The sequence below is a fragment of the Actinomadura rayongensis genome, assembly GCF_009831215.1.
GTDB lineage: Bacteria > Actinomycetota > Actinomycetes > Streptosporangiales > Streptosporangiaceae > Spirillospora > Spirillospora rayongensis.
This window is the reverse complement of the sequence record NZ_WUTW01000002.1, coordinates 1,164,747-1,177,668: the sequence shown is the minus strand read 5'-3', so window position 1 is coordinate 1,177,668 and position 12,922 is coordinate 1,164,747. Positions and strand designations below refer to the sequence as shown.

Genomic DNA, 12,922 nt, shown 5'->3' with positions numbered 1-12,922 from the left:
GGTCAGCGCCCGTCCAGCGTCGCGATCGCGACGAGCCGCCGCGCGTTGGAGTAGCGCGGCGTGCAGGTGACGAGCGTCAGGTAGCTGCCGGTGCGGCGGTCGCCGCCCCGCAGTGGGGTGGGGTTCAGGACGTCGGTCCGGTCCGGGGTGATGACGCGCAGCGACCGCACGCGGTAGCGGTAGCGGTGCGCGCCGGACCGGACGTCGATCACGTCGCCGCGCCGCAGCCGGTCCAGGTCGGCGAACGGCTTGGCGCCGACCGTCCGGTGCCCGAACAGCACGGCGTTCCCCGTCTGGCCGGGGAGTTGCGTGCTCGGGTAGTGCCCGACGCCGGACTCCAGGATGCGCGGCGAGACGCCTTCGCGGACGACGGCCTTCTTGTGCAGGCGCGGCAGGGACAGGAACGCGATCTCCTCGCCCCGCACCGGCGCGGGCGGCCGGGCGGACTCGGCGACCTGCATCGGCGCCGCGAGGCTCGCGGCGCCCACCGCGCCGGTCAGCCCGACGGCGGCGAACCCGGACCGCGCGGCGCGCAGCGGGAAAGAACGAAGGAATCGACTGCGGAACATGACGCTCCCGGCATGATCGGCCGTACCGGAGAAATCGGTCACGGCGGAGGGCCCGGAATTCGGGTGGACCGAGCGTAACCGCCGACGTGATCCGCCGGAGTGCCGTCCTGGGAAATTCGATGCTCAATTCTCCGGGCACCGACCCATAATCCGGTTCTATCGTGCAAGTCGGTCGGGTCGGATTTCCCCGGAAAATGGGCGAGGCCGCCCGGACGGAATCCGGACGGCCTCGCCTGTGGACGGTGCCCGCTAGAGGCGAACTCGTCAGTGGTGCGCCTTGACCTGCGTGTGCTGGTTGGTGACCGACGAGTTGTTGAAGCACGGCCCCGACTCGTCGTCCGTCGCGAGCAGGTTCTTGATCGGCACGCCGATGAGGGCGGCGACCTGAACGTCGCGGCAGGTCTGGATCGGGATGAGCGAGTTGGCCGAGGGGTCGTCCCCGGCCACGCTGGCGGACGCCGGAACGGCGAAGGCCGAAAGGGCGGCGCCGGCGACGAGGCCGGAGACGATCGCACGCTTGAACATGGAGACTCCATTCGATGAAGTGTGTCCGGATTGCGTCCCGTGACCGGTGATGGCCCAACCGGGACACGGAAGAATGGCACCTCAGATGTGACCTCGCCGCAACCGAAGAAAACGCACTTTAAGGAATCTTGACATTCTCCCGTCGTGAGACGGAGGTGCTTCGTCGGGTCTTGTGGGGAGATCGGGGAATATCGCTTGCGGTGGTTGGTCCGATTTCGGCGAACGCGGCGCGCACACGGTTCATTTCGGGCATGGTTGAGCTTGCGTGCAATGTGCCGATTCCGTGGCCGTCCGGCCGGACGGCGCCGGTGAATTCCGCGACCGGCCGTCACGGCGTCGCCGGTCCTGCTACTGTCCGTGACTCGACCGCTACGCACGGCGCTGCGCGAGTGGGCGTCCCGGGTTCGGCACCCGGCGCCGCGACCGCGCACCGGCGCTCCGGTGCGGCGCCGACGGCGCCCCCGCGGTCCGCTTCGTCCGGCCGGGCGCCGGGCCACCACTCGGGTCACACAGAACACAGGAGAACGACATGCGCACGTGGATCACGAACGTCGGCCGCGCCTTCCTGCTCGCCGCGGGGGTCGCGCTGCTCGGCTCCGGGCTCGCCGCGGGCCCGGCGCACGCCGCCGGGCCGCTCCCCCTCCCGGCGGACGGCCTGAAGAACCCGACCGACCTGCCCGTCGTCGGCAAGCTCACCCAGACGCTCGGGCTGAAGACCACCGCCGACTCGGCCGAGCAGAAGGCCCAGCAGGCGCAGCAGCTCCAGCAGTTCGAGATGGCCCAGCAGGCGAAGGAGGCCAAAAAGGCGCAGCAGGCGAAGCAGGCCCAGCAGGCGCAGCAGCAGGGCCGCCAGGCGCCCGCGGCCGACCGCCCCGCCAACGACCCGAAGGCCGAGGTCCAGCAGACCGTGCGCGGCCTGCTCGCCTCGCTCGGCGTCCAGGCGCCGGTGGCGCGGACCGACGCCAACGGCCACATCGTCGGCCCGGTGACCGACACCGCGCAGAAGCCCGCGCTGCCGCTCGTGAAGGGCGCGACGGTGACCTTCCACGGCCAGCAGATCCTGCACTGACCACCGCCCGGAAAAAGGGACGGCGCCACGGCGCCGTCCCTTTTTCTTTTTCCCCGCGAGCAGGTTGATGCCGGTTATCGCGCGATACGAGGTGAAAGTGGCCGGGATTGTCGTCCGGAGTCGTTAAAAAAGACACCGCCATCGCCGAAAGAGGCGAGTGTCGCGGCGTCGTCGGCTGCCATGCTGGCGTGTGCTTCCCAGGAGGTCCTGAGTCCTTCGCCCCTGGTGGAGGACGCTCCCGGGCTGTCGGACGCCTGGGGAGAACGGACCGGTTCGTGCTGAGGCTGTTTTCTTTCTCTTCGCACAAGGGGCAGTCGGGATGGGTACGCAGAGGCCGGTCGCCAAGACCCTGCCGGACGGCGCGCAACGGCGCGCGCCGACGATCTCCGGCTCGGGCGCGCCGGAGATCGGACCGCGTCCGCGCCCGCGCGCGCGCAGATCTCCGCTGCCGTTCCTGCTCGCCCTTTCCGACGCCGGACTGGCCTTCGCCGCCGCCCGCGCCATGCTCGGCGGCCGGGCCGTCGACCTGGCCGCCGCGGCCGGGGGCGCGCTGGTCCTGCTGAACCTCGCGGCGGGCCTCTACCGCGTCCGCCGCCTGCACGTCCTGTCGGACGCGCGCCCGCTCGCGGTGCGCGCGGCGGCGATCGTCGCGGCGCTCGGCGTGCTGGCGCCCGCCGTCGGCCCGGCCCGGCCCGCCGTGTGGTTCCCGGCGGCGGTTCTGTTCGTCCTCGCGCCCGGATCGGTGCGGCTCGCCGCGCGGCACGCCGTGCGGATCGGCCGACGCGGCCCGCTGCGCCCGCCGCTCGCTCTGATCGTCGGGACGGGCGTGCTCAGCGACTACCTCGTCTGGTCCCTGCGGCGGCGGCCCGAGATCGGCCTGCTGCCGCTCGGCCGCCTCGCCGCCGGCCTGCCGGACGCCGCGGGCGACGCGCCCGACCTGCGCCGCCTCATCGCCGCGCACCGGGTCGAGACCGCCGTCGTCGTGCTGGACGAGATCGAGCCCGAGGACGTGGAGCCGACCGTCCGGGCGTGCGCGGAGGCGGGCTGCGAGACGCTCGTCGTGCCGCTGTCGGGCGGGGCCCACGGGCTGCCGCCGGGGCCGTCCGGACGCGTCCGGTACCTGGCGGGCGTGCCGTGCGTGCCGCTGACGCGCCGTCCGTACGGCCCGGTCGCGCGCTGCGGGAAGCGGCTGTTCGACCTGGCCGGGGCGCTGGCGCTGCTCGCCGTCCTGTGGCCGGTGCTGCTGGCGTGCGCGGCGGCGGTGCGGCGCGAGTCGGGTCCTGGCGTGCTGTTCCGGCAGTCGCGGCTCGGGCTGGCGGGGCGCCCGTTCGTCCTGCTGAAGTTCCGGACGCTGCGGCCCGCCGACGACACCGAGTCCGACACGCGCTGGTCCGTCCACGGTGACGCGCGCATCGGCCCGGTCGGCGCGTTCCTGCGCCGCACGTCGCTGGACGAGCTGCCGCAGCTCTGGAACGTCGTGCGCGGCGACATGAGCCTGGTCGGGCCGCGTCCGGAACGTCCGCACTTCGTCCGCCGGTTCGCCGAGACGTGCCCCGGCTACGTGCTGCGGCACCGCGTGCCGGTCGGCATGACGGGCTGGGCGCAGGTCCACGGGCTGCGCGGCGACACCTCGATCGAGATGCGCGCCCGGTTCGACAACCACTACATCGACCACTGGTCGTTCGCGATGGACCTGCGGATCCTGCTGCTGACGTTCAACGCGATGATCCTGCGGCGGACCGCATGACGACCGCGCTGCTGCGTCCGCCGCGTCCCGGCCACGCCCGCGTCCGCCGCCCGGTGCCGCTCGGGCCGCTGCGCCCGCTGCTGCGACGGCTCGGGCGGCGGCCGAGCTGGCTGGTCGCCGCGACGGTGCTGGCGACGGCCGTCCCGCCCGGCCCGCGCCCGCCCGGCGGCGGCGCCCCGACGGTCGCGGACGCGGTCAGCGGCGTGCTCGTCGTCGCGGTCGTGGCGCTGGCGGTCGCGCGGCGGCGCGCGCTGCCGTCCCGGGCGCCGCTGGCGTTCGGGCCGCTGGTCGTCGCGGCGGGCGTGACGACGCTCGCGTCGCAGGACGTCGCGGCGAGCCTGCCGGGGTTCGTTCGGACGGTCCAGATCTTTGTGCTCGTCCCGCTGGCGGTCGTCCTGGCCGTCCGGGACCGCCGGGACGTCGCCGTCATCGGCGGGTCGGTCGTTGTGACCGCGCTCGGTGAGTCGGTGTTCGGTCTGTGGCAGTCGGCGTCCGGGCACGGCGCGTCGTACGGCGGGCGTCCGGTCCGCGCGGTCGGAACGTTCGGGTCGCTGGACGTCATGGCGCTGTCCACGCTCGCGAGCTTCGGCGTCCTCGTCGTGGTCGCGTTCGCCCTCGCCGGGTCGCGGCGGGCGCGGTGGGCGGCGGTCCCCGCGCTGGCCGTCCTGCTGGCCGCGCTCGCCGCCGGACTCAGCCGGGGCACATGGATCGCGCTCGCGGCGGCCGTCGCCGTGCTGCTCCTCCTCTGGGACCGACGCGCGCTGATCGCGGCGGCCGTTGGGTCGGTCGCGCTGGCGGTCGTGCTCGTCGGCGGCTTCGGCATCGGCGCGGACCTGGTCGGGCAACGGCTGCGCTCCATCGCGTCGTCGGTGGACGCGCCGGACCGCTCCGTCAGCGACCGCTACGGCCTGTGGGGCACGGCCCGCGACATCTGGGCCGCCCACCCCGTCACCGGCGTCGGCCCGAAGAACTTCGCCGCCTTCCGCGACACCTACGCGCCGCTGGACCTGTCGTCCGGCGCGGAGACGGCCGACGAGGTGAACGGCTATGTCCGCCAGCCGCTCCTGTCCCCGCACAACGAATACCTGCTGCTGCTCAGCGAACAGGGCCTGCTCGGCCTCGGCGGCTTCGCCGTACTCGGCGCCGCCCTCGCCCGCGGCCTGTGGCGCAACCGCGAACTCGGCCGCGCGGTCGACGCGGGCTGGTGGCTGTCGGCGGGCTTCCTGGCCTGGCTGGCCGTGGACTTCGTGTACTCCGACCTGGGCGGCCCGACGTCCGTCCTGGTCGGCGTCCTCCTCGGCCTCGCCACCGTCCGCGCCCTCACCCCGCCGGGAGAGAACCGGTGACCGCGCCTGCGCCGGTCGTTGCGCCGGCCGGGGGCGCTGCTGCTGTTCGGCGGGTTTCGGTGGGGCGGGCTGCCGCGCTCAGCGCCGTGCTCGTCGCGGGTGGGACGGGGCTCGGGTTCGTCCGGGACCTGATCATGGCGCACACATTCGGGGCGGGGCGGGACACCGACGCGTTCCTCATCGGGTGGATGATCCCCGAGACGGCGTCGCCGCTGCTCATCGAGGACGCGATGGCGTTGCTCGCGGTGCCGCTGGTGACGCGTGCGCTCCGCGATCGGGGGAGTGCCCGGCCGCTCGCCGCCGCCGTCCTGCCGCCGCTGGTCGGTGCGCTGTCGGTCGTCGCGGGCGCGCTCGCGTTGGGGGCTCCGGCGCTCGTGGCGGCGCTCGCGCCGGGGCTGGCCTCGCCGGAGGACGCGGTGCGCTGCGTCCGCGCCGCCGCGGTGACGGTCGTGATGTTCGGCGTCGCCGGGTTCATGAGCGCGACGCTGCGCGCGCACGGGCGGTTCGGCCCGCCCGCCGCGATCTACCTGGCCTACAACGCGGGCATCATCGCGTCGATCCTGCTGCTGCGGGACCGCTGCGGCGTGCTGAGCGCGGCCGTCGGCGTCGCGGTGGGCAGCGTGTTCATGGTGCTGGCGCAGCTCCCGGCGTTCGTCCGGTGCCTGCGGCCGGCGCCGCGCGCGCTGCCGTCCCCGGCGACCGCGCTGCTGCCCGCCGCCGTCGCGTCCGTCGCGGTGTTCACGCTCGCGCGGCAGGCGCAGGTGTTCGCCGAGCGGTTCCTCGGCTCCGGGCTCGCCGCAGGGACGATCTCCGAGCTGAACTACGCGCAGAAGGTCGCGCAGGTCCCGATGGTCCTGTCGCTGCTCGTCGTGACGGTGACGTTCCCCCGGCTCGCGCTGGCGTCCGCCGAGGAGGACAGGCGCGCCGTCCGCGACCGCGTCGAGCGCGACATCCTGCACGTCAGCGCGCTGGTCCTCGCCGCGACGGCGTTCCTCGTCGCGTGCGGCGGGGACGTCGTCGCGCTGCTGTTCCGGCACGGCGCGTTCGGCGCGGACGCCGCCGACGGCACCGCGCGGATCCTCCGCGTCTACGCGCTCGGGCTGTGGGGCCAGACGATGGTCGGCGTCGCGGCGCGCGCGTTCTTCGCGAAACGCGGCCCGATGTGGCGGCCCGCGCTCGCCACCGCCTGCGGCCTGGCCGTGACGGGCGTGGTCGGTGTGGTTGGCGTGCGTTTCTGGGGCGCGCCCGCCCTCGCCGCCGCCAACGCCGCCGGGATCACCGCCGGGGCGCTGCTCATGCTCGCCGGGGTCCGCGCGCGCGTCGCGCCGATCCGGTTCCGGGTGCTCGCGCGCGGGCTCGTCCGGCTCGGCGTCGCGGCCGGCGCCGCGTGCGCGGCCGGGCTCGCGGCGCGCGACGCCGTGACCGCGCCCCTGCCCGCCGCCCTGCTCGGCGGGCTCGCGGTGCTCGCCGTCTTCGCCCTCGTCGCGCTGCCCCGCGCGCCCGTGCTCCGACTCGTGCTCCGGCCGCCGTCCCGTTTCGCCCGCCGCTCGGAAGGACTCCGATGACCCCGCCCATGCCGCTGGTGCTGATGTACCACTCGGTGGACTACTACGAGGACGACCCGCACCTCGTCACGATCACACCGCCGCGCTTCGAGCGGCAGCTCAAGTGGCTGGCCGCGCGCGGGCTGCGCGGCGTCAGCGTCCGCGAGCTGCTGGCCGCGCAGCGCGACGGCACCGCGCGCGGCCTCGTCGGGCTCACCTTCGACGACGGGTACGCCGACTTCGCGACCCGCGTCGTCCCGGTGCTCGTCCGGCTCGGGTTCACCGCGACGGTGTTCGCGCTGTCCGACCGGCTCGGCGGGCACAACGCGTGGGACACCGGGCCGCGCAAGCACCTGCTCACGGCCGAACAGCTCGCGTCCGTCCACGACCTCGGGATGGAGGTCGCGTCGCACGGACGGCGGCACGTGTCGCTGACCGGCCTGTCGACGTCCGAGATGGAGGACGAACTTTCCGGCAGCCGCACCGAGCTGGAGGACGTCGTCGGCGCGCCCGTCACCGGCTTCGCCTACCCGTACGGGCACGCGGGGCTGCGGGAGGTCACGGCGGCGCGGTGCGCGGGCTACGACTACGCGTGCGCGATCCGTCCGTCGTTCGGGTCGCGGCACGCGCTGGCCCGCACCTACGTCGGCGAGCGGGACCGGCGGCTGCGGCTGCACGCCAAGCTCCGCCGCCACGAACTCCAGTGGCGAGTGCGCGTATGACCAGGGTGCTGCAGGTCATCACGGGGCTCGGGCGCGGCGGCGCGGAGCGGCAGCTCGCCGGGCTGGTGCGGCGGCTGCCGGTGGAGTGCGAGGTCGTCTCGCTCACCGGCGGCGGGCCGGTCGCGGACGAGATCCGCGCGCTCGGCGTGCCCGTCCACGAACTCGGGATGCGCGGGAACCGGGACGTGGCGGTGCTGCCGCGCCTCGTCCGGCTGATGCGGGCGCGGCGGTTCGACGCCGTCCACACCCACCTGTACCGGGCGTGCGTGTACGGACGGGTCGCGGCGCGGCTCGCCGGGGTCCGCCGGATCATCGCGACCGAGCACTCCCTCGGCGTCGGCGAGATCGAGGAGCGGCGCGCGACGACGGCCGTCCGCCTTATCTATCGGTCGACCGAAAGGCTCGGCGCGGTGACGGTCGCGGTGTCCCCGACCGTCGCCGACCGGCTGCGCGAGTGGGGCGTCCGGGACGTCGTCGTCATCCCGAACGGCATCGACGCCACCGCGTTCGCGTTCGACCCGGGCCGCCGCGCCGCGCTGCGCGCCGACCTCGGCGTCCCGCCCCGCGAGCCCGTCTACGGCTGCGCCGGACGGCTCGTCCCGGGCAAGCGCGTCGACGTGCTCATCCGCGCGTTCGCCGGACTGCCCGGCGGACGGCTCCTCATCGTCGGCGACGGCCCCGAGCGCCGCGCCCTGGAACGCCTCGCCTGGCGCCTCGGCGTCGGCCCCCGCGTGGTGTTCCGCGGCGAGACCGGCGACGTCGCGGGCGCGCTCGCCGCGATGGACGTGTACGCGACGCCGTCCCGGCAGGAGACGTTCGGGCTCGGCGTCGTGGAGGCGATGGCGGCCGGGCTGCCCGTCGTCTACACGACCTGCCCGGCCCTCGACGACCTGCCCGCCCGGCTCGCCCCGCACGCGCGGCGCGTCCCGGCGGACCCGGCGGCGTTCCGGGAGGCGCTCGCGCGCTTCCCCGTCCCGGACGCGGTGCGGCTGCCCGTCCCGGCGGCCGTCGCGACCTACGACATCGGCGAGCACGTGCGGGCGCTCGCCCACCTCTACACCGGCGTATTCACCGGCCCCTCGACCGGCCCGGCCCCAGCGGAAGGCGGATCGACTCCATGGCCCACTACCGGGGAACTGCCCGAAGTCTCGTCCGGCGCGGCGGTCTCGCCGCCTCGCTGATCATCGCGGGCACCGCGACCGGCGCGGGGTACGCGCTGCTGCGGACGCCCGAGTACGCGGCGACGGCGCACGTCATCGTCGTCGACGACGCCGGCGCCGGACCGGCGGGGGTGAACTTCGCCCAGGCGTACGGACGGCTCGCCACGCTGCCCGAGACGTTGCGCTGGTCGGAGCGTCCGTGGCCGGGCGAACGGGCGGGCGGCGGGGTGCCCGCCGCGGCGCAGGGGAAGCTGCGCGCGTCCACCTCGCCCGACGCGCCGCTGATCCGGATCACCGGCACCGACCCGTCGCCCGAGCGCGCCGCCGCCTACGCCAACGCGGCGGCGGACGCGCTCGTCCGGTTCGGCGAGGTGCGGCGCCGCGAGACCGGCGTGCGGCCGACGCTGATGAACGACGCCGCGCCGCCGCTCGTCCCGGCGTCGCCGCGCGGCCCGCTGGACGTGGCGGTCGGCACGGCCGTCGGCGTCCTGCTGGCGGGCCTGGTGTCGCTGGCCGGGCTGCGGCCGTCGCGCCGCCGCAGGCCCGCGCCCGCCGCGCCCCTCTCGCGTGAGCCGGTGTGGCCGTGAGGGTGCTGCATGTGACGCAGCCGACGGACGGCGGGGTCGCGGCGTACGTCGCGGCGGCCGTCGCCGACCAGGCCGCGCGCGGGTTCGAGGTCACGGTCGCCTGCCCGGACGGCCCGCTCGCCGACCACGTCGGGCACGCCCACCGCCCCTGGCCGGCGCGCCGGTCCCCGACGCGGTCGGTGTGGCGCGAGGTCCGCGCGCTGCGGCGGGTCGTGGACGAGGTCACGCCGGACGTCGTGCACCTGCACTCGTCCAAGGCGGGCCTGGCCGGACGGCTCGCCGGGCTGGACGCGACCGTCCTGTTCCAGCCGCACGGCTGGTCCTGGTGCGCCGCGCAGGGCATGTGCGCGGTCGCCGCGCTGCTGTGGGAGCGGCGGGCCGCGCGCCGCGCCGACCGGATCATCTGCGTCGGCGACGGCGAGCTGGAGCACGGCCGGGCCGCCGGGGTGGACGCCCGGTACGCCGTCATCCGCAACGGCGTCGACCTGAAGCGGTTCGCGGTCGCGGGCGACGCCGAGCGGGCCGCCGCGCGCCGGGCCCTCGGCGTCCGGGGCGGGCCGCTGGCGCTGTGCCTCGGCCGCGTGACGCCGCAGAAGGGCCAGGACGTCCTGCTGTCGGCGTGGCCGCGCGTCGTCGCGCGCCGCCCGGACGCGCGGCTCGCGCTCGTCGGCGACGGCACGCCCGACCGCAAGGTCCCGCGCGGCGTCCTCACCGTCCCGGCGGTCGCCGATCCGCGGCCGTGGCTGGTCGCGGCGGACGTCGTCGTGCTCCCGTCGCGCTGGGAGGGCCTGCCGTTCGTCGCGCTGGAGGCGATGGCCACCGGACGGTCCGTCGTCGCGAGCGACATCCCGGGCCTCGCCGAGCTGGTCACGCCGGACGTCGGCGCGCTCGTCCCGCCCGAGGACCCGCGCGCCCTCGCCGTCGCGCTCGCCGAACGGCTCGCCGACGGCTGCCCGCGCACCGCCGCCGAGGGCGTCGCCGCCGCCCGCGCCGCCACCGCCTACGACGCGGACGTCACCTACGCCGCGCTCGCCGCCCTGACCCTCGACGTCGCCGGCTTCGGCGCGCCCCCCGTGAAATGAGAGCGCCCGTGCTGGACCCCGAGCTGCCCGTCCTGCTGCTGCGCACCGATCCGAACCCGTTCCACCACGGGACGCTCGGGGCGATCCGGTCGTTCGGGCGGCGCGGCGTCGCCGTCCACGCCGACCTGGCCGGACGGCCGCAGCCCGCGGCGGCATCGCGGTACCTGCGGTCGCGGATGCCGGGGGAGCCGTCCGCCGCGCGGCCGGGCGCGCTGCTGGCGCGGCTCGCGGCCGACGCGGAGCGGATCGGGCGGCGCGCGCTGCTCGTCCCGCTGGACGACGCCATGGCGATCTTCACGGCCGAGCACGCCTCCGCCCTGGCCGCGCATTTCGTGCTGCCGCCGTCCGGGACGCCGCGCCGCGTCGCCGACAAGGCCGCGCTGACGGACGCGTGCGAGCGGCGGGGCATCGCCGTCCCCGAGTGCCACCGGCCCGGGTCGCGCGACCACCTGGACGAGCTGGTCGCCAAGCTCGGCCTGCCGCTGATCGCCAAGTGGGCGCGGCCGTGGCTGCTGGCGCCGGGGGCGCGGAGCACGACGCTCGTCCGTTCCGCCGAGCACGCCGAGCGGTTGTTCGCGGCGGCGGGGGACGCGGCCGGGCCGCTGTTGCTCCAGCGGCTCGTCCCGCCCGGCGGCGACTGGTTCTACCAGGCATATTTCGACGGTTCCGGCGTGTGCCTGTTCAGCGCGACCGGGCGCAAGCACGTCGCCTACCCCGAGCACACCGGCCACACGGTCGCGGGCGAGTGGGTCCACAACCCGAAGCTGGACGAGCTGGCGACCGGCGTCGCGGGCGCGCTCGGCTGCCGGGGCGTCGTGGACCTGGACTTCCGCTACGACGCGGCGGCGGGCGTGTACCGGCTGCTGGACGTCAACCCGCGGCTCGGCGCGCAGTTCCGGCTGTTCACCGACGGGCGCGGGCTGGACCTCGCGGCCGTCCTGCACCTCGACGCGTCGGGCCGCGCGGTGCCCCCGGCCGTCCCCCGGCCCGGCCGGACGCTCGTGGTGGAGAACCAGTACCTGCGGCGGGCGCTGCGCACGCCCGGCGCGCTCGGCCGCTTCCGGGAGCTGACGGCGTCCGGGGAGACGGCCTGGTTCGACCGGGCCGATCCCGGCCCGTTCTTCGCGATGGCCCGGGCGAGCGTCGCCCGGGTCCTGACGAAAGGATTGAAATGACGCGGATCGGTGCGGTGGTTGTCGGTGCGGGTCCTTATGGCCTGTCAGCGGCGGCGCATCTGCGGGAGCGTGGTGTCGAGACGAGGCTGATCGGTACGCCGATGCAGTTCTGGGACGAGCACATGCCGGTCGGGATGTGCCTGAAGTCGGAGCCGTTCGCGTCCAGCCTGGGCGCGCCGCTGCCCGGCCTGGCGTTCCCGGACTACGCGCCGGACGCGGCGGCCATCGGCGACCCCGTCCCGCTGGAGGTGTTCACCGCCTACGGCCGCTGGTTCGCCGAGCGCGCCGCGCCGCCCGCCGAGGTCACCCGCGCGGAGCGGATCGAGCCGGACCACACCGGCTACCGGGTCGTGCTGGCGACGGGCGAGACGGTGCGGACGGCGTCGGTGGTCGTCGCGGTCGGCGTGGGGCCGTTCGCGCACATCCCCGGCGAGCTGATGGACCTTCCGGCGCCTTTGGTGTCGCACAGCTCCGACCACCGCGACCTCGGCGCGTTCCGGGACCGGGACGTCGTGGTCGTCGGCGCGGGCCAGTCCGCGCTGGAGACGGCCGTGCTGCTCGCCGAGCAGGGCGCGCGCCCGACGCTCGTCGCCCGGACGTCCCGGCTCATGTGGAACACGGTTCCGCATGAGGCGGGCGGGCGGCTGCCGTCCGCGCCGCTGCACGGCCTCGGGCGCGGCTGGCGGACGTGGCTGTGGTCCGAGCGGCCCGCCACGACCCGCCTCCTGCCCTACCGGACGCGGCGCCGGATCGTCGCGACCACGCTCGGCCCGGCGGGCGCGTGGTGGCTGCGCGACCGCTTCGACGAGCGCGTCCGGACGCTGCTCGGCCACCGCGTCACCCGCGCCCGCGAGGACGCCGGCCGCGCCGTCGTCTTCACCCAGGGCCCGGACGGGCCCGAGCGCGTCACGGCCGACCACGTCATCGCCGCGACCGGCTTCGTCCCGGACCTGGACCGCATCCCGGCCCTCGCCCCGGCTCTGCGCGCGGGCCTCGCCCGCTGGAACGGCTCGCCGCGCCTGGACCGGACGTTCCAGTCGTCCGCGCCGGACCTGTACTTCGCGGGCCTCGCGGCGGCGGCGTCCTTCGGCCCGGTGATGCGCTTCGTCCACGGAACGGACTTCGCGGCGTCCCGCCTGGCCCGCGCCATCGCGTCCCGCACCCGCGGCCCCCGCCCCACCGACCACCTCACCCACGTCTAACGACCCGGCGGGCGGGCGTCCGAAGGGGTGGCCGTTCGTCGCTTGATATCGACCGTCCGTCGCAGGGTGATGACAACACGTGAACTTACCGTGGAGTAGGCCCTACCTTCACAGAGTCGGTGCGGGTGGCCGTCTCGGGGGGAGCGGCCACCGCCCGCGTTTCGCCGGCGCACACCCGGACGGGTCGTTCAGGG

Annotated in this window: 12 protein-coding genes; 10 read left to right on the top strand and 2 right to left on the bottom strand. The window is 75.7% G+C overall.

Annotated elements, in window-relative coordinates:
* Positions 1-2 precede the first annotated feature (2 nt).
* Complete coding sequence (locus tag GQ466_RS14780; protein ID WP_161103413.1) at positions 3-569, bottom strand: class E sortase; 567 nt, start codon at positions 567-569, stop codon at positions 3-5.
* A gap of 264 nt (positions 570-833) precedes the next feature.
* Complete coding sequence (locus GQ466_RS14775; RefSeq protein WP_103561145.1) at positions 834-1,094, bottom strand: hypothetical protein; 261 nt, start codon at positions 1,092-1,094, stop codon at positions 834-836.
* A gap of 529 nt (positions 1,095-1,623) precedes the next feature.
* Between GQ466_RS14775 and GQ466_RS30730 the strand changes: the two genes are divergently transcribed.
* The 10 genes from GQ466_RS30730 to GQ466_RS14730 all read left to right on the top strand — a co-directional run bounded on the left by GQ466_RS30730 (position 1,624) and on the right by GQ466_RS14730 (position 12,728).
* The gene (locus GQ466_RS30730; protein ID WP_202420433.1) at positions 1,624-2,163 is read left to right on the top strand and encodes a hypothetical protein; all 540 of its coding nucleotides are present in this window, start codon (positions 1,624-1,626) and stop codon (positions 2,161-2,163) included.
* A gap of 319 nt (positions 2,164-2,482) precedes the next feature.
* Positions 2,483-3,910: an exopolysaccharide biosynthesis polyprenyl glycosylphosphotransferase gene (locus GQ466_RS14770; protein WP_237417874.1), complete on the top strand. Its 1,428-nt coding sequence runs from the start codon at positions 2,483-2,485 to the stop codon at positions 3,908-3,910.
* Positions 3,907-5,256 carry an O-antigen ligase family protein gene (locus tag GQ466_RS14765; protein ID WP_161103412.1) on the top strand — a complete coding sequence of 450 codons (1,350 nt, stop codon included), beginning with the start codon at positions 3,907-3,909 and terminating at the stop codon, positions 5,254-5,256. Before GQ466_RS14770 ends, GQ466_RS14765 begins: the two co-directional genes overlap by 4 nt.
* Positions 5,257-5,315: 59 nt before the next feature.
* Positions 5,316-6,821 (top strand): lipid II flippase MurJ, encoded by a 1,506-nt coding sequence (locus tag GQ466_RS14760; RefSeq protein ID WP_337193472.1) that lies wholly within the window; start codon positions 5,316-5,318, stop codon positions 6,819-6,821.
* Complete coding sequence (locus GQ466_RS14755; RefSeq protein WP_237417873.1) at positions 6,818-7,522, top strand: polysaccharide deacetylase family protein; 705 nt, start codon at positions 6,818-6,820, stop codon at positions 7,520-7,522. The genes GQ466_RS14760 and GQ466_RS14755 overlap by 4 nt, the downstream gene beginning before the upstream one ends.
* Complete coding sequence (locus tag GQ466_RS14750; RefSeq protein WP_161103411.1) at positions 7,519-8,703, top strand: glycosyltransferase; 1,185 nt, start codon at positions 7,519-7,521, stop codon at positions 8,701-8,703. Before GQ466_RS14755 ends, GQ466_RS14750 begins: the two co-directional genes overlap by 4 nt.
* A complete protein-coding gene (locus GQ466_RS14745; protein ID WP_161103410.1) occupies positions 8,640-9,269 on the top strand; it encodes a YveK family protein in 630 nt (209 codons plus the stop codon). Before GQ466_RS14750 ends, GQ466_RS14745 begins: the two co-directional genes overlap by 64 nt.
* 11 nt (positions 9,270-9,280) lie before the next feature.
* Positions 9,281-10,351 (top strand): glycosyltransferase, encoded by a 1,071-nt coding sequence (locus tag GQ466_RS14740; RefSeq protein WP_202420432.1) that lies wholly within the window; start codon positions 9,281-9,283, stop codon positions 10,349-10,351.
* Positions 10,352-10,359: 8 nt separating this feature from the next.
* Entirely contained in the window at positions 10,360-11,526 is a 1,167-nt protein-coding gene (locus tag GQ466_RS14735; protein WP_337193471.1) for a carboxylate--amine ligase, read from the top strand.
* On the top strand, positions 11,523-12,728 hold the full coding sequence (locus tag GQ466_RS14730) for an FAD-dependent oxidoreductase (RefSeq protein WP_161103407.1): 1,206 nt from the start codon (positions 11,523-11,525) through the stop codon (positions 12,726-12,728). Before GQ466_RS14735 ends, GQ466_RS14730 begins: the two co-directional genes overlap by 4 nt.
* Positions 12,729-12,922 lie beyond the last annotated feature (194 nt).

Bases quoted from the DNA above. Each gene is read 5' to 3' on its own strand.
- GQ466_RS14780 (WP_161103413.1), bottom strand. From the start codon at position 569: ATGTTCCGCAGTCGATTCCTTCGTTCTTTCCCGCTGCGCGCCGCGCGG.
- GQ466_RS14775 (WP_103561145.1), bottom strand. From the start codon at position 1,094: ATGTTCAAGCGTGCGATCGTCTCCGGCCTCGTCGCCGGCGCCGCCCTT.
- GQ466_RS30730 (WP_202420433.1), top strand. From the start codon at position 1,624: ATGCGCACGTGGATCACGAACGTCGGCCGCGCCTTCCTGCTCGCCGCG.
- GQ466_RS14770 (WP_237417874.1), top strand. From the start codon at position 2,483: ATGGGTACGCAGAGGCCGGTCGCCAAGACCCTGCCGGACGGCGCGCAA.
- GQ466_RS14765 (WP_161103412.1), top strand. From the start codon at position 3,907: ATGACGACCGCGCTGCTGCGTCCGCCGCGTCCCGGCCACGCCCGCGTC.
- GQ466_RS14755 (WP_237417873.1), top strand. From the start codon at position 6,818: ATGACCCCGCCCATGCCGCTGGTGCTGATGTACCACTCGGTGGACTAC.
- GQ466_RS14750 (WP_161103411.1), top strand. From the start codon at position 7,519: ATGACCAGGGTGCTGCAGGTCATCACGGGGCTCGGGCGCGGCGGCGCG.
- GQ466_RS14745 (WP_161103410.1), top strand. From the start codon at position 8,640: ATGGCCCACTACCGGGGAACTGCCCGAAGTCTCGTCCGGCGCGGCGGT.
- GQ466_RS14730 (WP_161103407.1), top strand. From the start codon at position 11,523: ATGACGCGGATCGGTGCGGTGGTTGTCGGTGCGGGTCCTTATGGCCTG.